Below are 22415 nucleotides of genomic sequence, written 5' to 3' on the forward strand. Positions count from 1 at the left end.
CAACAAAAAAAAAAAAAAACCACCCGGGGGGTGCGGAGAGGGGGGGGGGGGGTGTGGGGGGGGGGGGGGGGGGGGGGGGGGGGGGGTGGGGGGGGGGGGGGGGGGGGGGGGGGTGGGTGGTGTTTTGACTATCTCCTCCTCCTGTGCTCCCTGGAAAAGCCCCCCCTGCTCCCTACTCCCTCTCCCAGACAAAAAACCGCCACTAGATTAGGGCGGTCTGGTTAAGCAATCGGAGGGTACTTTGAGCTTACTCTGCTAATTTTGGAATTGTTGTAGTAGAATTTACACTTGTGAGCAAGATAATTCGCTGAATCGAACTAATGCCTTCCGTATGCATTCATTGGTTCCTTAATAAAGCGAATGTAGAGATGTTTGAACGTAGACTTAATGACGCGAGGCATACCAAAATCAATGGGTAAGAACTTATCTGGTAGTCGCCAATCGTCTATTCGTAGTACATCTGGATATAGTAGGGGAAAGTGGATTGCTTCCAGTTCTGGGCAGACTCCTAGCCGCATTGAAGCAGCAACAGTGGGCACTTGTTGGGGTGGTACATTCAAAATTTCCACCATTGCGCGATCTAAGGCAAATACATCTGTTGCGGCTGCCAAAATTCCTAGTGGACGAGGTTCACCATTGCTAGGACCGTTACCTTCATGACCGATGATGCCATCTAGTATAGTCAAGTTAGGATTGATAGCTCTAGCTGTTTCGACTAGCATCTCACCAAATCGGTTGGCGTCTTTTCCCGCTTCCATGTGCCACCAAGCCTTCATTTTACCAGGAACGCAACCAAATAAGTTCTTGGTGCCCAAAGTCAGTACAAGTTGGCTATGTGATTTCACTTTGGGTAAGTTAATCACGACATCCGCCTCCATTGCTTCTTTGCACAAAAGCAGGTGATTAAACTCTTCGCTAATTATTTCGTAACGCTGACCATGAAAATCAACAATTGGGATATTCAATTCTTCTAAAATAGGTAAATACCCATTTGCCACTGCTACTCCCTTAGCGCTACCAAAAGCAGGGCTATCCCCTAAAAAAGGTTTACCACCGATTTCAATGACCATCTGGGCAACTACATAAACTAATTCTGCACGAGTGGTACATTCTTTAGTAGGGCGTGAGCCTGTCAATAAATTCGGTTTGAGTAAGACACGGTTTCCAGGCTTAACAAATGCCGCCATTCCCCCAAACGGTTCTAGCAGTGTTTCTATAGACTCTCTGAGTCTTTCTCGTGCGTATGAATTTGCGCGAATTAAGCTGACGGTTTGCATAGTTGGTTATGAGTTAGTGGTTCAAGGTTAATATAGCAACCAGGGAGCAGAGGAGCACAGGAGCAGGAATCAGTCCAACCCCCAATGCCCCATGCCCTATGCCCTATGCCCCATGCCCGATCCCCCTAACCGCCAACAATCTCACTCATTTGTTCCAAGTTCAGTACTTTGGCTAATTCTGTTTCATCCATCAGGCCTTTTTCTAGTACAATTTGTCGTAGGGATTTACCTGTTTCTAAAGACTCTTTCGCTACAGCAGCTGCATTTAAATAACCAATATGGGGGTTTAATGCTGTGACTAAAGCTAAACTTCCTTCTGCATAGGCTAAACAACGCTCTTGGTTGGCGATAATTCCTTCGATGCAGCGCTCAGTAAGTACACTAATGGTATTGCCAAGAATCTCGATACTATGAATCAGGTTATAGGCGATGAGAGGCATCATAACATTTAGTTCTAATTGTCCTGCTTGTGCTGCTAGAGCGATCGCGCTATCATAACCCATGACCTGAAAACTCACCATTGATGTCATCTCTGCCATGACAGGGTTATACTTACCTGGCATAATTGAAGAACCTGGTTGTACAGGGGGTAGTTGAATTTCTTTCAACCCAGTTTTTGGTCCAGAATCCATTAGGCGCAAGTCGTGAGATATTTTGACTAAATCCTGCGCTAGGTTACGCAAAGCACCAGAAACACTCACAAATGGTGCCATGCTTTGCATTGCTGCCATGAGGTGGGGTGCTGGTTCTAGTGGACAGTTAATCAATTCTGAGAGCGTTTGTACTACACTGGCGCGATATTTAGGGTGGGTATTCAACCCTGTTCCTGCTGCACTACCTCCTAAACCCAGTACCATCAAATCTCCTGAAGCGGTATGTATACGGTTTTGGTGATCTGTGAGGATGTACGCCCAAGCACGAAAATTCTCTCCTAACCTCACTGGTACGGCGTCTTGCATGTGAGTTCTGCCGGATCTAACAATATCTTGGTATTGGGCAGCTTTTTTCTCTAATGCTGCTATTGCTCCCTCAAGGGCTGGGTGTAATGTTTTTGATAATGCTAATAGCCCTCCAATGCGAATTGCTGTGGGGATGACATCATTGGTAGACTGGCCATAGTTTACATGGTCGTTGGGACTAACTTGCTTATAATTGCCTTTCTCATAGCCGAGAATTTCTAAGGCACGATTTGCTAGTACTTCATTAACGTTCATATGATGAGAAGTCCCAGCACCAGCTTGATAAACATCCACTACAAATTGATCGCGAAACTTGCCACTAAGGACTTCGTCTGCTGCTTGAACAATTGCTTTACTGATTTTTTGATCAATGCAGCCTAGTTCGCCGTTTACAATTGCTGTAGCTTTTTTTATGAGTATACAAGCATCTACGTAAGTGGATAAGGGCTTAATGCCGCTAATTGGGAAGTTTTCTATTGCTCGCAGTGTTTGAATACCGTAGTAAGCGCTACTGTTAAGAGAGCGATCGCCCATGGAATCTCGCTCTATTCTGACTTGTGAATCTGTTTGTTCAGTCATATCCATGTTGAATTTTAGGTTAGGAGCAAATTATCATGCCTATTGTCCATGAACGACTGCTGAAATCCAAGCTTTTATTTACGCCGTACTGTGTAGTGTATTCTGAACGCCAGGTGCTTTAAGCCGGGAAACCCGTAAGGGCGCACTGGCTCCTCCTGACTCCTGACTCCTGAATTCTTCTTTATGACTCTACCTAACTGGATTACTTTCTCTCGGCTTCTGGGGATACCATTTCTGCTTTATGGTTTACACAATCCTACACCTGAATCTCGGTTGGTGTGTTTGGCAATTTTTCTTGTGGCAGCGCTAACTGATTGGTTGGATGGCTACTTAGCACGAAAACTCAACCAAATCAGTGATTTGGGTAAGTTTCTTGATCCTTTAGTCGATAAATTGTTGGTGCTTGCGCCGTTATTGGCTTTGATTGAATTGGGACAAGTTCCTGCTTGGGGAGTGTTTCTAATTTTAGCGCGGGAATTGGCGATCGCTGGTTGGCGGGTTAATCAAAGTACGATTACAGGGGCGAATATTTGGGGTAAGCTCAAAACTGTCAGTCAAATAGTGGCGATCGCACTTTTAATCGCTCCTTTACCAGAAAGATGGCTGTTAACTGCCCTGATTAGTTTTTGGGTTTCTGTGGCTTTAACAATAATTTCTGGAGTTATTTACCTTTTGCCTTCCAGAGACGTAGTTTCTGTACATGATGGTTAATGGTTCGTAGTTGCGCTTCAGCGCCCACATCGCAACTACGAACCAAAAGGCTACGAATTTATGCAAAGTTGTACTTAGCCTTTTGATAAGGCTAAGGCAGAACTATTTGCAGCGAATCGACAAGTCTTCTTATTTTGCGGAAGCGCTCAAGTATAGGGGTTGGCTCAATTGCGAAAGCACGGAATTTATACCGTCTAGTGCAGGTGGAGGATTCTTGAGAAATTGTGCAGAGCTATGATTAATCAAATTATTATAAGCCTTCATTGCCCGCACTAATTGAGATGGATTGACTTGAATTTCAGAATTATTTCCTTTGCCTAGCAAGCCATGCAAACTATTAACAAGTTGCTGAGCCTGAGTTTCTGTTATACCATTCTGACCATCGCTTAATGCGGTTAATATTCTTCTACTACCCTTGACATCGTCAGACGTTAAAATGTGTAGTAAATCCTCTTGTGTCTCTAGAGTGAGAGATTTACCATGTGGTAAAGTTAAGTGCTTGTTTTGCAGCAGAATTTGTACACTTCTACCAATTCGATTGATCTGCCATCGTATTTGTGAAGGAAAAGTAAAATGACTGCCTGTAATAATTGTGCCACTAATATCCGACAGTTTTGTTTTTATGTTAAAGGGAAGTTTTTGAGGTTGATTAGAGGGGGTTTTAGCTTGAGCAGGTAGAAATACTTGACAAAGCATGAAAGCTGCAAAAGTCAAGCTTACAGATAGATGAAATGGAAAATGTTTAATGTTAGTCATTGTAGTTTTACCTCAAGAATGTAGAAACAATAACCAAAACTAGAAAGAGTAACCAAAACCAGCACCCAGAACAAATCTGGCACCATCACCAGCATTACCTGTAACATCAGCTACAGCTGGTGTAATAACAATAGGAATCCTTCGGAAAGGAGCAATAGAAGTACCTATCGTCAAATCCTGACCAGTCCAATCAGCAATTAGGGATATAGGTTCAGCTATTCTTAACGCCACACTACCAAAGACATTAACTGAGTCTATACCTTTTTGAACATCGTATTCTGAACGAAAACGACCGCCACCTAAACCCAGCGATACAGTAATACTACTGAAGAGTTTAGTAGCGTCGTTCTTTAGTAGAAAAACTTTGCTAGCAACTCCATAGATACTGGTTCCTGCATCCGGAACACCAAATTCAGCTGCATCTTCTATCCCAAAAGCGATCGCCAACGCATTAGGGAACAAATGGTGAAGCTTCAAACTAATACCTCCGTTAGTGAAAAAACCTTCTCTAAAAGTGGAAAAAGAAGAAATAGCAACTTCTAAACCTACTAATTTGCTGTCTCCTAGACCAAATCCGAACACTACTCCGCCATCATTTTGATGAGTATAGCGTGTTCTGGTTTGATAACTAGCTCCCACAAAAACATCACCATACTCCGCACCAAATGCTATAGGACTAGCAACAGATGATCCAGGGGTACTGATAATTCCTCCTGTATTTTTATTGGCATTACTTGAAGGGATGGGTGGAAAGAGAAAACGTTGCCTTAAATCTTCAAGCTCGTCTGTCTGAGAATTTGTATTTTTTGGTGGTTCATTCTTCGTAAGAAGATAGCCGTTCTCCGTCGAGTGAGGTACATCCTCAAGGTCAAAATTCTTGACAGAAAAAGGCTGAATATCCCTCATTAGTTCAGGAAAAGCTATAGATTGAGATATACTCTTAGTTTTTCCAGTCTGTTGCCAATTGTCTGATAAATCTGCGGCTTTTCTACTTATTTTTGTCCTGTTTGTTAATTCCTCGTTAAAAGTATTTAACTCTTGGTAGTCAGATTTAGGAGGGGTAGCACCCTGAGCAAGATGGTTTGGGAGATGCGATTTTAAAGAACTGGCTGCAACTGTAGCTGTCTTGTTCAAAGTAGCATCAGCCCTGTAAGCAAAATTACTAGAAGCAAAAACTGCTAAACAAACTGGAATATTCCAAATACGTATATAAGTCATTCTATTTCTTAGAAGTGGCAGAGTTGTTTGCTTCTGGTTTTAAAGAAAGTAGATACTCCAAATCTCAGATTTTGCAATGTAGAATTTAACAGTGTATTGACTCTTCCCTACGACAATATTTTTAATAAATCTTAAGGTGATTTCCGAGAAAGAAAATACCCGGGGAGTGCGAGTTTCGACTTCGCTCAACTCACGATCTCTCAGTTGGTTGAGCGAAGTCGAAACCAACGGCAGCGGTATATTTATTCCTGGACGAGGTTTTTAGCAGTATTTATCATTCTGATTCCTGGCTCCTGACTCCTGAATTCTTCTTTATAAAACATCTTTTTTTCATTTAATAAAAATTTCTTCCTCTTTTCGCTGCCTTTCCCAAGCCAGAGTAGTGTAAACAATTTTGTCGAGGTTATTATATTTAGGTCGCCAACCTAAAACTTTGTAAATTTTATCTGCACTGGCAATAACACAGGCTGCATCTCCTGGACGACGCTCTGTTTCAATCACGGGGAAATCTACTCCAGAAATTTCCTTAACCTGTTCAATGACTTGCCGCACACTATATCCTTCGCCATAGCCACAGTTGAGAATTTGACTTTGATGATCTTGTTCTAAGTAACTCAAAGCATCGAGATGTGCTGCTGCTAAGTCTTCAACATGAAGATAGTCTCTGATTCCTGTACCGTCTGGCGTAGGAAAATCAGCACCGAAAATGTGAACTCCTGGTCTGCGTTTGAGTGCTGCATCGCACGCAACTCGAATCAAATGAGATGCGTCTTTTGACATCTGTCCCAGTTTTCCAGAAGGGTCTGCTCCAGCAACGTTGAAATATCGTAGAATTACGTAGCGTAGAGAAGAGGCGGCACTATAGTCGCGAATTAGCCATTCGCTAGAAAGCTTTGACCGTCCATAGGGGTTAATTGGCAGTGTTGGAGCAGACTCTGTGACGGGGTTTTCTGTTGGTTGACCATATACTGCTGCTGTACTGGAAAAGATGATTTGATTGACTCCTGTCAGACGACAACAATTGAGCAAGTTCAGAGTGTTTTGCGTGTTGTTGGTGTAGTAGTTGAGAGGATGGGTGACTGATTCTGGTACGCTCAAACTGGCAGCAAAGTGTAGTACTGCACTAAATTGATGGTTGATAAAGACTTGGTTGAGGAGATCTAAATCTCCTAAATCGCCAATAATCAAATCACCGTATAGTACTGCCTTCGGTGAACCCGTAGAACAATTGTCATACACCACCACATCATAACCGGCTTCACCCAACTGACGTACTACATGAGAGCCGATGTAACCAGCACCCCCAGTCACTAAGACTTTCTTATTCATCGACCTTTACCTAATAAGACGACCCTAATAGTTTTGAAGAAAATTGCGAGATCTAACCAAAAGGAATAATTTTTGATGTAGTACAAGTCATAAGCTAGCTTTTCGTAAGCATCCTCAATTGACGCTCCGTAAGGATACAGAACCTGTGCCCAGCCTGTGATTCCCGGTTTGACTAAATAGCGTACGTCATAGTACGGAATCGCTTTTCTGAGCTTGGCATCAAATTCTGGGCGTTCTGGACGCGGACCAATTAGGCTCATTTCTCCACGAAGCACATTCCAGAGTTGAGGTAGTTCGTCGATGCGCGTTAATCTGAGGCAGTAACCGACTCTAGTTATGCGTGGATCGCGTTGGCTTGCCCATTGTACACCACGTTTCTCGGCATCCTTATACATCGAACGGAATTTGTAAACCCTGAAAGGCTGACTATTGAGCCCTGTTCGTAGTTGACTGTAGAAAACTGAGCCGGGACTATCTAATTTAATTGCTAGTGCTACCAATAGCATGAGTGGAGAGAGCGCGACGAGTAGTAGCAATGCCGTAATCGTGTCTATTAAGCGTTTTAGCTTCCAGCTAACGCGAGAAGACATTAAGTTAAAGCCGACATTGAAAATAAACCAGGTATCTTGCAGTAGGAATGACGGGAGTTTGTACCACAAGCTTTCGTAATAATCTGGTAGCTTGTAAACCGGTATTCCACGCAGGCGCATTTGCATCAAATGGTGTAATTGCGCATCGGATAATTCTACTTCTGTTGCTACCAAGACACCTGACCACGATAGAGACATCCAGTCAGGTAAATCAGAAAGGCTACCCATTCCGTTGATACTATTCTTTGGTAACTGATTAATATTTTCTAGGTTTTCAGTCAGAACAACCAACCGCCCTAGGGGGTTGAGTTTTTGGAAGTCTTGGACAAATTTGACTGTACTGTCTCCAGTACCTAAGACTAGCCAGCGACTTTGCTCGGCGTGCGATCGCACCCAACTAGCTCCCCATAAGCGTGAGATCACAGCCCAGATAGTAAATATTGCAAGACTTGGTAGCAAAACACTGCGCCACAAAAGAGGGTTTTGTCTCCACGCCCCAGACAAGTAAATTAATGCAGCACTAACTCCGGCCACAAATGCATTACATAGTATGATTCGAGCCGGAACTCGCAAACCAGCAATTTGGCTATCTGGTTTATATGTGTCCGCCAAATAAAAAACTGAGAGAGTCAGCAAGATTAATCCACACACCATCAGATTAAACTCGCTCAGTAGTTTGCCCCAGCGTAACCAAAAGCCAAATTGTAAACAAACAACTAAGGAAAAAATATCACTTAGTGAAAGGAACACAGGGAGACTGCGGACTTTCGGTATGTTATTGCTTGTTGAGATGTTCCAAAAAGTTTGGGTTGACATTATCTATTATCAGTATTCTGTAGTATGTATTTTTTAGTTTGTTGGAGTTATGACGTAGATACTACCCAGATTTCTTATGAGGACCCTCAGCAGGAAAATACAGCGATTTGGCAAGGTACATCGGTTAGAGACCGACGCCGTTGGTCTCTAAGTTTTGGGTGTACTTCGCCCGATACAAATCAGTAGTATATTACAAATGTAATTAGTGTAATTTAATACATTTCAATAGCTTAACCGCTTCTACCAGAAAGTATAGTTTGTTCTACGAAATTTTTAAAAAAATTAATATTTGCTTGATTTTACGAAGTTAATATAAAGTTTTTTAACTGTGACTTGCCAGATCTCATATACTGCGATTACTCTGAGGTGAAAAAAGTTACTGGCTTAGCTCTCTAAAGCTAAGCTGACCCAAAGAGGTGGACTTGTACCGCTAGCCTGGTAGATAAGGAAACCTTCTTCGCACTACCATCTGTCTGATTAATCGTTATAATGCCAGTACTTTTCCATATCCTTGTGTTGTAATTATATGTAATTAGCTTTGCGTATTTCTACAAGGAGGCTCTCGCTAGATCGGATCAAACGTTAGGAGTGAGAGGAGTTTTTTATCTTTTATCATCAGGTCAATGGATTCTAAGCACCAAGACAAAGACCAAGAACAATTTTACGATTTACAACACTACTGGCTGCTTGTCAAAAGACGTTGGCTGCCAATAGCAGTTGTGAGTAGCTCTGTTCTTGGACTCGCAGCGTTAGTTACTTATCGGCAAAAACCTGTCTATCAAGCAGAAGGCAAACTGCTTTTTGACACAAACGAGAATGCCTCAAAGCTAACAGATTTGACTGACAAGGTTGTACAATTTGGTGGTGGGGGGAACCTCAGTAACCCACTGGATACACAAGCCGAGGTGATTCGCTCAATCCCAATTGTGCAGAAAACCATTACTGATCTAAAGTTGAAAGATGGTAAAGGGGAACCCTTAGAAGTTCAGAGCTTTCTGGGAAAATTAAATATTAAGAGTGTTAAGAACACGGATGTTTTGACTGTTTCTTACAAGAGTCACAATCCTCAAGAAGCTGCAACTGTAGTCAATTCGCTGACGCGTAATTATCTAGAGAACAATATTCGCACTAAACGCGCACAGGCGAGAGCAGCGCGGGAATTCTTGAGCAAGCAATTGCCTTTAGTGGAGGAAAGAGTAGCGCTAGCAGAGGCTGAGGTGCGTGAGTTTAAAGAAAAAAACAATGTGGTTGCTTTGGAGGAAGAAGCGAAAGCAGGGGTAGAAAGTCTTAAGGCTCTATCAGCCGAGATTACCAAAGCTCAAGCCGATTTAACTGATGCCAAAACTCGCCATCAAGCTTTGCAAAGTCTACTGACATTGAATTCGCAACAGGCTGTGACGTTCTCAAACTTGAGCCAATCCTCAGGTGTAGGGCAGATACTTACAGAATATCAGAAGGTGCAAGACCAGTTAGCTGTGGAGCGGACTCGCCTGACTAATAGACACCCGATGATCATCAGTATGTTGGAAAAACAACAAGCTCTAAAAAAGCAACTGCAATTGCGAGTTGCTGAGGTTGAGGGCAATTCGCAATCAGTGTCAGAGCCAAATTTGCAGTTAGGAAAACTGAAGCAAACCTTGAGTGAGGATTTGGTGAAGTTAGACCATGAAGAGTTGGGATTGGGAAACCGATTAGCTGTTTTCCGGAAGGAATTTCTGCTTTACCAACAACGGTTAAGAATGTTGCCTAAACTTGAACAACAACAGCGAGAGCTAGAGCGACGGTTGCAAGTGGCGCAATTTACCTATCAAGAACTGCAAAAGCGATTTCAGGAAGTTTTACTGCAAGAGAACCAGACTATTGGCAATGCAAGAGTGATTACCGAGGCTTTAATGCCGAAGAACAGTATTTCTCCTCGCATTCAACAGAATTTGTTGCTGGGTGGTTGCTTGGGCATCTTACTGGGTGTGGGAACGGCTCTAATGCTGGAATCTCTTGATAAATCTCTGAAGACCATTGAGGAAGTCAAGCGAGTGTTGGACTATCCATTGCTCGGTTCCATTCCACGAGTTGATGAAAAAACTAAGGAGAGTGAAGGCGAGAGTCGGCAAGAGTTACCTGTACTCAACAACCCTCATTCTGGGGTAACGGCGGCTTTTGAGATGCTCCAGACTAACCTAGGTTTTACTCTCTCGGATAAAACATTGAAAGTGATTGTGGTGAGTAGCGCAGTTAAAGGTGAGGGAAAGTCTTATGTTGCAGCTAACTTGGCAGTAGCCATAGTGCAGATGGGGCGTCGAGTGCTATTGGTGGATGCTGATATGCGTCTCCCTCGCCAACAGCAGATTTGGCAAAGACCCAATTTAATGGGGCTAAGCCATATACTAGTAGGTCAAGCTGAGTTACAAACCACTGCCCAAGAAGCACTAGTTAACCTGGAGGTGCTAACTGCGGGGACAGTTCCGCCTAACCCAGCAGCCCTACTGGATTCACAGCGGATGGCAGGGTTACTCGAAGAAGTCGCCAGAGACTATGATTTTGTGATTATCGACACTCCACCATTGAATATGTTTCCTGATGCTATGCTTTTGAGCAAGCTGGCAGATGGACTGCTACTGGTTGTTCGTCCTGGCATCGTTGACTCGGCTGCGGTTAGTACGGCAAGAACGCTACTCGATCAGTCACGATCTCAGGTTTTGGGAATGGTAGTGAATGGAGTTACAGGTGAAAGTCATTACGGTCGTTACTATTACAAAGGATATTACGGCTCGAAAGGGTCTGATAAAGATCGCGCAACGGAGGGTAATTTAATCAATTCCTAATAATTTTGACTAAAAAATCAAGTATCCACTAAACAAAAAAAAATTGAAATTCTCTCTATTCTATGTATTCCGTGTATTCCAAACTTTTAAAAATCTTCTATGCGTCTTGCAGTTCTTGTTACACATCCAGTTCAGTATTTTGCACCTGTTTTCCGAGAGCTAGCACAGCAACCAGATTTAGAGGTAAAAGTCTTCTTTGGCTGCAATCACGGAGTCATTCCTTCCCAAGATCCAAACTTTGGTGTTGTTTTTAAGTGGGATTGCCAACCAACAGTAGGTTTTGAACACCATTTCCTGTCTACAAGTTCGCTGGTAAACTTGCAAGGTTTAGCGGGTGTCAGATTAGCAACTAAAGCCGCTGTTGCTATCAGCCGTTACAAACCTGATGCTGTATTAATTTTTGCTTATTCACCTGCTTTCATTACAACCAGTACTCTTCTGTTGCATATACTAGGACACAAGCTGATGCTAAGAGCAGAGACGACAGATGAAGCATTAACACGTTCCTGTTTCAAGGATAAAATACGCCAGTTTATATTGAGTTGCTACTATCGACAATTTACTCATTTTTTCCCTATTGGCACTAATTCTATCAATCATTACTGCCGGATGGGGGTTGATAAGAGTCGCCTAACAGTAGTTCACTACGCTATTGATACAGACTTTTTTCAAAAACAGGTGGATTACTGGCTACCACAAAGAGAATACTTGCGACATAAGGCAGGTATCGGACAGCAAGATTATGTTTTGCTCTACTGTGGCAAGATGTTTAGAGCCAAAAATCCTTTAGTGATTCCTGAAGCTATAGGAATGCGATCGCCAGTAGAAAGGGGAAAAATTTGGCTGCTTGCTGTAGGAGATGGTGAATTAAGAGAACAATTTGAACGAATAGCGAAAGCACAGCTAGGGGAAAGAGCTATTTTTGTAGGTTTCAAGAATCAATCAGAATTAGGACAGTATTATGCAATGGCAGATGCTCTCATTTTACCTTCTCAGAGTGGTGAAACTTGGGGATTAGTTGTTAATGAAGCTTTACAGTTTGGTTTAAAAGTTATCGTCAGTGACAAAGTTGGCTCAGCAAAGGATTTGATAACAGACGATAACAAGGGTTGGATTTTTCACTCGGGAAATGTGGGTGAATTATCCAAAATGATTTCAGAAGCAATTATGGTAACTAAATGGTCTTCAGCAAATTGGGAAACTTTACCTCATCCGAAAAAATTAGCTGAAGCTGTTTACTTAAAGGTAAGAGTTTATGATTAAATTCAGATTTAGTGATATCCGCTCAAACAATATAGTTGGCAAGTCTCTTCGCTTTCCTTTATCTTTCTTACCCTCAACAACTGTGGTTCCTATAATGCAGGGTCCCGGAAGAGGGATGAAGTGGATTGTGGGAAGTGGAGTACACGGAATGTGGCTAGGTTCCTATGAAGCAGATAAACAGCAGCTACTTACCAAATTACCTCTTGAAGGCACTACAGTTTTAGATATTGGTGCAAATGTTGGTCTTTTCAGTATTTTGCTGAGTCGCTTAGTTGGCTCAAAAGGTAAGGTAATATCTTTTGAACCTTTGCCGAGAAATATTGATTTTATTAAAAAACATATTCAATTAAATAAAATCGAAAATATTGCAATTTATTCAGCAGCAATCAGTGACAAAAATGGAGTAATGAAATTTAATACTTCTCCATACAACGCACAAGGATGCCTTGCAGAAAGTGGAGATTTAGAGGTTTCGGTCATGACTTTAGATTCTTTGAAGGATTTAAATCCTCCAGTGAGCTTGGTAAAAATAGATGTGGAGGGTGCTGAAGCGAATGTATTAAGAGGAGGTGAGAAGTTCTTTCAAGCTGACCGTCCAGTTATATTACTGGCTACTCATGGAAAAATACAAGTTAATGATTGCCGAGGTATTCTGGCAAGTTATGGCTATTCTATGGAACAAATTAGCCGAGATTTGTATGGATTAGAGTGTGACGAATGGTTGGCTAAACCTAATCAAATTTCAACATGAAAACTAAACTACTAATTATTGGTGATACTTCAAAGGTTTACTGCGTAGGCTCGATGTTCAGTAGAGCAGCTCAAAGAATGAATTTATCTTTAGCTATCAATGACACAAGTTGGAATAGCTATGCTCCATCTATGAAGTACTTATGGGGACGAGCATTATTTAAACTCACAGGCAAACGTCCTTTAGAATGGTGGTTGTTTAATAAAAGAACAGTAGCTCTCATAAACGATTTTAAACCACAATTAGTCCTTGTAACAGGTATTTTCCCATTAACAAATGAAGTTTTTAATTCTTCTAAAAAAATAAGTGCCAAAGTTGTTAATTTTTTAACAGATGATCCTTTTGTTAAGCAGCTATACTCCTCAATTTTTATTACTAATCTGAAGAAGTATGATTTAGTGATTAGTACAAAAAAAAGAATTATACCTGATTTAATTGCTAGTGGAGTTAAGCAAACTGAATTTCTCCCATATGCCTACGATCCTTTCTGGCATCACCTACCTGATACAGTTTCTGAATTTGAAAAAGAAAAATTTGTAGCTGATATCAGTTTTGTGGGAACTGGTGCTCTAGAACGCTTACCTATGTTAGAAGCAGTAGCTTCATTAGGAAACCTAAACTTAAAACTTTACGGCAATGATTGGAAAAATATATATGTGAAAGGATGGAAAAAGTCACCCGCAGTTTTTGATAATGAATTCCGTTTAGCTATTTACTCATCTAAAATATCTCTGGGTCTGCTACGCAAACGTAGTAGAGATGAATCAACGCAGAGGAGTTTTGAGATAGCTTCCTGTGGTGGATGTGGTATTTACGAAGATTCGCAAGAACACCGTCAAATTTTAGATGGTTATCCCGAGTATGGTTTTTTTTCCTCTCCAATGGACTTGGCAGATAAATGCAAATGGTTACTCGAAAAACCAACGGAACGAGAACAAATGAGACAACTTGGCATCCAGCTTGTAGCTACTGAAGAAAATACTTTTTCAGCTAGGCTTAAAACTATTTTAAATTTGATTAATCTTTCAAATTAACTGGTAAATTACTATGTCCAGAATAATTAAGCATAAAGTGGTACAAAAGATCATATACAGTAGTCTTGGTATTAAGTTATTTCCAAAAATAGCTAATTATTGTTACAATCTCAGTAACGTTATTTTTAACAACCTCCTTAGTCCCGAAATTAATGGAGAATATTGGTTAGTCGATCAGTTTCCGGAGAATAGTATTTTTATAGACGTTGGTTTCAATAATGGAGAATGGTCAGAATATGTACTCAGAGCAAAACAATCAGCAAAAGTATTTGCCTTTGATCCCTGCGTAGATGTTATAGAAAACTACCAAAAAAAATCTGTTAATCTTAATAACCTTGAACTTATTCAATTGGCACTTTCAAATCAGGAAGGAAATCAAGTTTTCTATGATTACGGAGGTAGGAATGGGTGTAACTCACTTGTCAAGAGAAACTTAGACTTCGAGCAATATATTAATATTGAGCCAAAAGAATATATTGTTGAAGTTACCACCCTAGATAACTGGTGTAATCGAGTTGGAGTAAGTCACGTAAATCTTCTCAAGATTGATGCTGAAGGATATGATTTGAACGTTTTGGAGGGAGCTAGCCATCTTCTTGATTCACAGTCTATAGATGTATTTGTATTTGAGTACGCTTCTGGGTGGTTTTCTAATAAGCGTTTCTTGTGGGAGGCTTCTAAGTTCATTGATAATAAGCCATACAGACTCTTCAAGTTGTTTAATGGTTTTCTTGCTCCCTTCGAGTACAAGCTTGAGTACGAGGGTTTGATGAGAGGTATGTTTGTAGGTATATCTAATAAAGAATTTAATTCTCATGTCTTTAAATTACGCAATTTGATATCTGGGTGATAAATTACAAAAATAGCTAACAATAGTGTCGAAAACGTGGTATTTTTCATTTCTTTCAGCACATCCTTAAAAAGTAATTTCTAAAATCATCTAGCCTGTGTCGTTCGTAATTGAAAATACAATTATTCCCTTGGTTTCTTTTCGTGAAGATATTAAAGAACTTTTTGCGCAAACACTCATAGTAATTGGTAGGAAGCCACTAGCATGAATATGAAAATATCGATTGTTGTAGGCGGACGATGGCATGCCTTTGACTTAGCAAGGGAGTTACATGCAGCCGGAGTTTTACATCGCTTGATTACTAACTATCCTAAATTTAAAACCCGTCAATGGGGTATACCAGATGACAAAGTGGTGAGCTTGCCTTTGACACTTTTGATAGGCAAGGCTGCCTATCACATCGGGGGAGAACGGTTGACAATGAAATTCCAAGCCTTGCTCCATAGTCTGTTTGATCAAGCTGCAGCTCGTCACTTAGAAGGCAGTACCCTAGTACACGGGTGGTCAAGTTTCTCTGAACCTTCTCTGCATTGGGCAAAGCAGAATGGTGTACCCTTCTTGTTAGAACGTAGTTCTTCTCACATGACGGTGCAATGTCAAATATTGAGGGAAGAGTATCGTCGGTTAGGTTTAAATTGGGCACAAACGCACCCAGAGGTTGTAGCTCAAGAACTGCGGGAGTATGAACTCGCAGAACAGATAGCAGTGCCTAGCTTGTTTGTTAAACGTAGTTTTCTTACTCAGGGTTGTCCTGAAAAACGCTTAGTCCATAACCCTTTTGGTACAAATCTCAAAAGCTTTTCACCTGGAGCGAAACAGGATGATGTGTTTCGTGCCATATATGCTGGTTCTTGGAGCGTACGTAAGGGTGTTCATTATTTAGTGCGAGCCTTTATGGAGGCAAACATACCAAACAGTGAACTATGTTTGGTTGGTGGAGCTACAGCAGAAACACCTCATTTATTACCTGCGGCGGATGAGCGAGTTAAGTTTATTGGGCATGTACCTCAAGCACAATTAGTAGAGTATTACCGCAATAGTAGCGTTTTTGTTATCGCGAGTATTGAGGATGGGTTTGGCATGGTGCTGGCGCAGGCTCTTGCTTGTGGTTTGCCTCTTATTTGTACAACCAATACAGGCGGTGAGGATTTGTTGCGAATGTCGGGTGCAGAGCCAATTAAATTAGATGCAGGTATAGAAGAGTACCCGTCTGGGTATTTAGTGCCTATACGCGATAGTCAAGCAATAGCTATTTGCCTGAAAATGCTGGCACAGAATAAAAGTTTACTTTTATCTAAGCGACAAGCAGCATTACTATTTCGAACTTCAGGTTTAGATTGGAGTTCTTATGGAAAGCGGGCTAAGGAGTCTTATGAATCTTTGCATAGTCAGTTATCTGCTAAGAAAAAGGTAGGAGTCTAAATGTTAGAGTCTTTGGTATCAATTATTCTGCCGGTTTACAATCGGAAAAAATACTTAGCTCAAGCCATTGATAGTGTTTTACAGCAAACTTATCAAAACTGGGAGTTAATCGTTGCTGATGATCATTCACACGAAGATACAAAATCTTTTTTACAAAGATACGCTGCCATTACCAAAATTCATATTTACTCAAATCCTCATAATATAGGTCTTTTTGCTAATCTCAACAAAGCAATTAGACGTTGTAATGGCGAGTACATCACAATTCTTTGTAGTGATGATTTTTTATCAGAACAATGCTTGGAAGTAAATCTCAATTTAATGCGAAAATACGTGGAAGCTAATCTAATTTTATCTTCTACCTATTCAGTTAATGCTGATGGTAACCTACTGCATAATGTCAAAAATTTTTATGATGATTACATAGCTAAGCAAACTCGATTATTGCAACCAGAACAAAGCGTACCCCTATTACTTCAGTATGGCAGTATTAATGGCAATATTACGGGAATGTTTTTCAGGAAAACTCTGTATGAACAGGTAGGCGATTTCAGGGAAGACTGGCGACATGCAGCAGACTGGGAATGGATATATCGAGTTGCCAGTAGTAGCCCAATTCTAATTTCTAGGGCTAATGTGGCAGTAATTAGAATCCATGAAGAGCAATTATCAGTAGTTAATGGTAAAAATCTTAGCGCATCTCTGGAAGTATCTCAAATGGTAAAAATGCTCCTGGCCGATCCGCGTTTGAGAACACTAGAATCAGCAAGACGTTGGGCGTTGCACATTATGCAGTTTCACTTGTGGTTTGCTCTCAAACTAGCTTTTAAGGGATACTGGTCAGAGTCATTAACTATTGCTAGGGCTGTAGAAAAGGCTACGGGCTTTAGCAGTACATTCTGGACGATGCTGAGATTGCTGCCACACAGGTGGCAGGTTTATCGTCAGAAAAGCTTTTTTTTGCCACCAGATTGATTCAATAGTTTTTCCTATGTATAAACCACTCAATAGCGATTCGATCTATTCCAATCAAGGTAATGCCTCTGTTTTGAAGTTTTTAGATGAGAGCGATCGCACTATTTTGGACATCGGTTGTGGTGCTGGTGATACTGGTCAGCTAATTCGAGAAATCTATCCTCAAGCCCACGTAACTGGCATTACTTGCTCAGAATTTGAATTTACAAAGGCTATACAAAAATTAGATTGCTGTGTATGCATGGATATCGAGAGAGATACATTACCAACTCTACCTTACGAGCAATTCGATGTACTCTGTTTTCTTCATGTTCTAGAACATTTAGTCGATCCAGTATCAGCCATTAAGAAATTATTGCCATATTTAAAAATAGGAGGAAAAGTAATCATTGCTTTGCCTAATATTGCCAACTGGCGTTATCGGTGGCAAATAGCGTTAGGGAAATTTGAATATACAGACGGGGGAGTAATGGATAAAACTCACTTACGTTTCTATACATTTGATACTGCACCTCGATATCTAATTCAATTAATACCTCAACTGAAGCTAGAACATCACTTAGTTACAGGTAGTATTCCCCTTGGATTTTTACGTCGTCAGTTTTTAAGTAACAATATCCGTCGTTTTATAGACAATTTGGGTTGTCGCAATATACCAAATTTGTTTGGTTATGAAATCTTGATGGTAGCCTTACGAACAGATTAGCTTATTTCTTAAATTCAACTACACTTAGTTCTACTAATGTCTAATTCTAAAGCTATCTTTATTCAAGTATGAGAGTTCTTTGTATTACTTACAACGGTGCAGATTATCTTACCGATAGTCTATTCCATGGACTACGCTCTCTTTTAGGTGATTCGGCTGTGGACTATCCTAAGTGTGATATCCTGTATAAAAATAATATTTGTAACTATCAACACAAGGGTGAAGGAAGCCGTTCCATCCTATATGGGTTAGGATTCACTCTCTATGGATTACTTGAGGACATACCGATAGATCGGCTTGACATTACTCAAAAAGTAGTAAACGGTTACTTTAATCTCATTATTTTTTTTAATATCTTCAACACTTTCGGTCTTTTTGTAGAACTACTGCCCTATTTAAACTTTAAAAACACATTGATACTTGATGGTGCAGATACACCTCAACCTTATCCATACGCTGGTAAATGGTGGCGATATCCACAGTGGTGGTTCTTACCGAAGGCACATACTCACTTTCTATATTTTAAGCGTGAGTGGACTCCAGAAACTATACGTAATCTTTGGTTCCAGATTCCACCAAAATGGTTATGTCAGTATCTACCAGCACCTAAAAATTTTAGACCTATTTCTTTTTCAATTCCTGAAGAAAAGATCGTTAAAGAACTATCTAAGAAAACTAAGCTTTTTCCAAAGCATATAGTTGATCCAGAGGTAGCACGCTACGTATCAGAAAGTTCAACGAATTACGCTTTTAGTAAAGAAAATGAGTATTACTCTGATCTGCAAGCATCAAAATTTGGTATTACTACTAAGCGTGCGGGTTGGGATTGTCTACGTCACTATGAAATAGCAGCTAATGGTTGTGTTCCTTGCTTTCGTAATCTTGATAAAAAGCCACCTACGTGTGCGCCACATGGCCTTGATGATAGTAATTGTATCATTTATCGTAGCTATGATGAATTGATGCATAAGATAAGCGCTCTAAGTGACGAAGGATATGAAAAGCTGCAAGCTGGGGCTTTAAGATGGGTGAAAAAAAATACGACTGTAGAGAAAGCTAAACAATTGCTAGAAGGATTTAAATATGATTGAAGATAGAAATAGATATTTCAAAAATTTCCCAGAATTTATTGCTCACACGTATATTAATTATTGTAAATCCATGCCTAATCATAGAGGAAAATATAGAGTAGCAAAAACTCTAGACAATTTGTTTAATTCTTTTGAGCTAAAGACTCCGTTTGGTCCAATACTAGACATATTTCTTAGTAGCTCAATGGATTTATCATACTACGAAGAGCTTAATATATCCCACAAAAATATTTTAGAGATAATCAAACAGATCCCGCAAGGAAGTATTTTTATTGATATTGGCGCTAACATAGGATTTTATTCAATATTTGCTGCCACAATTGTTGGTGAATCTGGTCGTGTTCTCTGTTTTGAGCCATCACCTCGAGAGTTTAGAAGACTTCTTAAGAATATACAACTAAATCACTCTATAAATTTACTTCCCTACAACATCGCGCTTTCAGATTACGTGGGTGAGTCTAAATTTTTTATTGCTGAATCACATACCGGATTGAATTCCTGCTCGCCTGAGATTAAAGACAAAAAAACTTGCATCTCAGTACCAGTTTGTACTGGTGATATCCTCCTGCAATCTCTAGATTCAAACACTAAAAAGTTAATCAAGATAGATGTAGAAGGATTAGAGTTTTCTGTTCTATCAGGAATGGTAAACATATTGAGACAACGTAATATTCTAGCAGTTGTAGTTGAAATAACTCCAACATTTCTTGCTAACTTTGGACATACAAAAGATATGATTTATACACTTATGATGGAGCATGGTTTTACTCCTACCATTTCATCTTCAGACTGGCAATATGATGAAGTATTTATTCGTTGAAATATCATCCTAAAAATCTTTATGGAATAAGCATTATTATTTGGGTTCAAACAACCACTTTAGTAAGTTCAATCTAATTAACTGAATTAATCGTTCAAAATGCGTATAGGCTTTTACTTTCCTTCTCGAGATTTAGATACATGGAGTTGGCTAGAATTTCTTTCGGGAGACTTAGCTTTAGGTGGTACTGACTCTCTAGTTCTACGGTTAGCTTATCAACTGGCCTCTACCTCTAACGGGATTGGAGTTTATTTTTTCTCTAACCATGCCCCAACACCTGTTGACAAATTATCGCAGTTTCAGGCTGAAAATTTGAGTAATGCAGTTGCTCAGGCAAGAAAATTAGAACTAGATGTTGTTATTTTTAACAATCGTGCAAATGAAGAAACAGTTGCCGGAGTTCAAGAATGTGAGATTTTAGCACAGCCGTGTATTGTTTGGGATCATAATGGTCCAAGTCCAACAATGGCAAATTTATTTGAAAGTTCACAATTTGTCCGTAGAGTTATTTGTGTTTCTGCTAGCCAGTCTGACGAGTTGCGTGATCACCGAGTCTTTAAAAAGACTGAGTTCGTATATAACTTTATTGATATTGATTCCTCGAAATATACTTCTTGTGTAAAAAATGCTTTGGCAGTTTGTTACCTTGGTTCTCTTACACCATCCAAAGGTTTTCAACATTTAGCCAAAGCTTGGCCTGCTGTCCACGCTATTTTTCCTGAAGCTACTTTAACTGTTCTTGGCAGTAGCAAGTTATATAATCGATACACCAACCTTGGTTCATTGGGAATTGCCGATCCAGAATTTGAGCGTTGTGCTATTGTTCCTTATCTTGGAGGGACCCCAGAAGAAATAAAAGCCATGGGTGTAACTTTTATGGGACTAGTCTCACCTCAAGATATTCCTAAAATAGTTTCTTCTAAAGTGCTGGGAGTCGTCAATCCAAATTGCTTAGGTTCATATGAAACTTTTTGTGTTAGTGCGATTGAGATTCAAGCAGCAGGAACGGCTGTAGTTGCTGCTAATTATGGAGGATTAAGAGAGACTGTAAAGAATGGGTACACAGGTGTGTTGATTAATTCTGAAAGAGAACTTAGTAGCACACTCATTAAACTTCTCTCAAATCCTGAAAAATTAAATTTAATGGGTATCAGAGGATATGAGTGGGTTTTTAATAACTTTAGAAGTGATATTGTTGTTGAGCGTTGGATTTCGTTACTACAGTCGGTTACGAGAGGTGAAAAAGCCTATCCACCTAAATTTTCCTGGAAGCGTTCTAATCCTCGTATAGTCGCGCGGCAGTGTATCCGTACTCTCAGATACCTTCCTATTTTAGATAACAATGTGCCAACATTAAATACTGTTAAGACTTTAATAAAAGGAGGATGAATAAACTATGTGTCTAAATTTTGTAAAAAAGTTAGTTCACAAATTTTATCTATACTATTTACATAACTTTCCTGTAAACAAGGGTAAGTACCGTCTTGGTCTATTAATGAATCTTTGTTTTGGTAAAGCGCTATACAAAATTAATGACATATCGTTATTTCTATCACCACTATCATTAGTGGATCAAAAGCTTATCACTAGTCAGGAGCATGATCTATATGTAGTCAACTCAATGCTGATGGCTCTTCAAGAAGGAGGAAACTTCATCGACGTAGGAGCTCATATCGGTTATATGTCGATTCAGGCGGCTACGTTATTAGGTGATAAGGGTATTGTGTTTAGTTTTGAACCTTCAGTAAGAGAATTTCAACAGCTAAGACGAAACATAGATATTAATAAATTAACAAATGTTAAAGTATTCAATAAAGGTATAGGTTCAAATGAAGAAACGAATTACCTGTATCTCTCTTATCTTGGTAATACCGGCATGAATTCTAGGCAAAACATTACAAAAAGTAGTGTATATACAATAGCTAAATTTTCTCCTGTTCATAGGGTAATTTCTACATCGGATCTTCTTTCTGTTAAGTGCGTAAAGATAGATGTAGAGGGTGATGAAATGTCAGTATTACAAGGCTTTGAAAAATCTATGAACTTGTTGAGGCAGTCTACGTTTATTATTGAGATTACTAAAGACTATCTTGAAGTAGCCGGATATAAGCCTCAAGACATTTATGACTTTTTCTATAGGCATTCCTTCAAGCCTCTCAACAATAAAAGTGTGTGCAACCAATCTCAGTATGACGAGATATTTGTTTACTCCCAATAAATTGAGGTTCTTCATTACATATAATATTAAACTGTCTTCAAAATACCTCAAAATCGTTGCCATACAATAAAAAGGAGGATTATTTACTCAAATTTTATAGCTTTGGCAGTGATTTATGATTTTGACCTTCATTTTGAAGGTAATTTTTGATTTTTAACTGATAATTTTACATAACAGGCATTGAAGAGCGTAAATTAATTTTTCTCCTTAAATATGAACATTTTTGCT

Annotated in this window: 19 protein-coding genes; 13 read left to right on the forward strand and 6 right to left on the reverse strand. The window is 39.9% G+C overall.

Annotated elements, in window-relative coordinates; translation table 11 throughout:
* Positions 1-317: 317 nt before the first annotated feature.
* Positions 318-1277: a DUF362 domain-containing protein gene (locus G4P69_RS16460; protein WP_208339943.1), complete on the reverse strand. Its 960-nt coding sequence runs from the start codon at positions 1275-1277 to the stop codon at positions 318-320.
* Positions 1278-1402: 125 nt separating this feature from the next.
* On the reverse strand, positions 1403-2815 hold the full coding sequence (locus G4P69_RS16465) for an aspartate ammonia-lyase (RefSeq protein ID WP_208339944.1): 1413 nt from the start codon (positions 2813-2815) through the stop codon (positions 1403-1405).
* A gap of 183 nt (positions 2816-2998) precedes the next feature.
* Between G4P69_RS16465 and pgsA the strand changes: the two genes are divergently transcribed.
* Positions 2999-3526 (forward strand): CDP-diacylglycerol--glycerol-3-phosphate 3-phosphatidyltransferase, encoded by a 528-nt coding sequence (pgsA, locus tag G4P69_RS16470; protein ID WP_208339945.1) that lies wholly within the window; start codon positions 2999-3001, stop codon positions 3524-3526.
* Between the two features lie 129 nt (positions 3527-3655).
* Here the strand turns inward: pgsA and G4P69_RS16475 are convergent, their stop codons facing one another.
* The 4 genes from G4P69_RS16475 to G4P69_RS16490 all read right to left on the reverse strand — a co-directional run bounded on the left by G4P69_RS16475 (position 3656) and on the right by G4P69_RS16490 (position 8235).
* Positions 3656-4282, reverse strand: coding sequence for a hypothetical protein (locus tag G4P69_RS16475; protein ID WP_208339946.1), 627 nt, complete (start codon positions 4280-4282; stop codon positions 3656-3658).
* A gap of 39 nt (positions 4283-4321) precedes the next feature.
* Positions 4322-5500, reverse strand: coding sequence for a hypothetical protein (locus G4P69_RS16480; RefSeq protein WP_208339947.1), 1179 nt, complete (start codon positions 5498-5500; stop codon positions 4322-4324).
* Positions 5501-5830: 330 nt separating this feature from the next.
* Entirely contained in the window at positions 5831-6829 is a 999-nt protein-coding gene (gene galE / locus G4P69_RS16485; protein ID WP_208339948.1) for a UDP-glucose 4-epimerase GalE, read from the reverse strand.
* On the reverse strand, positions 6826-8235 hold the full coding sequence (locus tag G4P69_RS16490; protein WP_208339949.1) for a sugar transferase: 1410 nt from the start codon (positions 8233-8235) through the stop codon (positions 6826-6828). The genes galE and G4P69_RS16490 overlap by 4 nt, the downstream gene beginning before the upstream one ends.
* Positions 8236-8858: 623 nt before the next feature.
* On the opposite strand from G4P69_RS16490, the gene G4P69_RS16495 reads away from it, so the two are divergent.
* From G4P69_RS16495 to G4P69_RS16550, 12 genes are all read left to right on the forward strand, one after another.
* Entirely contained in the window at positions 8859-11057 is a 2199-nt protein-coding gene (locus tag G4P69_RS16495) for a GumC family protein (RefSeq protein WP_208339950.1), read from the forward strand.
* A 99-nt stretch (positions 11058-11156) separates the two neighbouring features.
* Entirely contained in the window at positions 11157-12320 is a 1164-nt protein-coding gene (locus G4P69_RS16500) for a glycosyltransferase family 4 protein (protein WP_208339951.1), read from the forward strand.
* 115 nt (positions 12321-12435) lie between these two features.
* The gene (locus G4P69_RS16505; protein ID WP_208339952.1) at positions 12436-13071 is read left to right on the forward strand and encodes an FkbM family methyltransferase; all 636 of its coding nucleotides are present in this window, start codon (positions 12436-12438) and stop codon (positions 13069-13071) included.
* Between the two features lie 77 nt (positions 13072-13148).
* Entirely contained in the window at positions 13149-14105 is a 957-nt protein-coding gene (locus tag G4P69_RS16510) for a CgeB family protein (RefSeq protein ID WP_208350579.1), read from the forward strand.
* Positions 14106-14118: 13 nt separating this feature from the next.
* A complete protein-coding gene (locus G4P69_RS16515; RefSeq protein ID WP_208339954.1) occupies positions 14119-14955 on the forward strand; it encodes an FkbM family methyltransferase in 837 nt (278 codons plus the stop codon).
* Positions 14956-15159: 204 nt separating this feature from the next.
* Positions 15160-16377 (forward strand): glycosyltransferase family 4 protein, encoded by a 1218-nt coding sequence (locus G4P69_RS16520; protein ID WP_243902976.1) that lies wholly within the window; start codon positions 15160-15162, stop codon positions 16375-16377.
* On the forward strand, positions 16378-17352 hold the full coding sequence (locus G4P69_RS16525; protein WP_208339956.1) for a glycosyltransferase: 975 nt from the start codon (positions 16378-16380) through the stop codon (positions 17350-17352).
* Between the two features lie 16 nt (positions 17353-17368).
* Positions 17369-18058 (forward strand): class I SAM-dependent methyltransferase, encoded by a 690-nt coding sequence (locus G4P69_RS16530; protein WP_208339957.1) that lies wholly within the window; start codon positions 17369-17371, stop codon positions 18056-18058.
* A gap of 68 nt (positions 18059-18126) precedes the next feature.
* Positions 18127-19149 carry a glycosyltransferase gene (locus G4P69_RS16535; protein ID WP_208339958.1) on the forward strand — a complete coding sequence of 341 codons (1023 nt, stop codon included), beginning with the start codon at positions 18127-18129 and terminating at the stop codon, positions 19147-19149.
* Entirely contained in the window at positions 19142-19969 is an 828-nt protein-coding gene (locus G4P69_RS16540) for an FkbM family methyltransferase (RefSeq protein WP_208339959.1), read from the forward strand. The genes G4P69_RS16535 and G4P69_RS16540 overlap by 8 nt, the downstream gene beginning before the upstream one ends.
* A 99-nt stretch (positions 19970-20068) precedes the next feature.
* Positions 20069-21358, forward strand: a complete 1290-nt coding sequence (locus G4P69_RS16545; RefSeq protein WP_208339960.1) for a glycosyltransferase family 4 protein — start codon at positions 20069-20071, stop codon at positions 21356-21358.
* 238 nt (positions 21359-21596) lie between these two features.
* Entirely contained in the window at positions 21597-22187 is a 591-nt protein-coding gene (locus tag G4P69_RS16550; RefSeq protein ID WP_208339961.1) for an FkbM family methyltransferase, read from the forward strand.
* The last annotated feature ends 228 nt before the right edge of the window (positions 22188-22415 follow it).

The organism is Aetokthonos hydrillicola CCALA 1050 (assembly GCF_017591665.1).
In the GTDB taxonomy this organism is placed as follows: Bacteria; Cyanobacteriota; Cyanobacteriia; order Cyanobacteriales; family Nostocaceae; genus Aetokthonos; species Aetokthonos hydrillicola.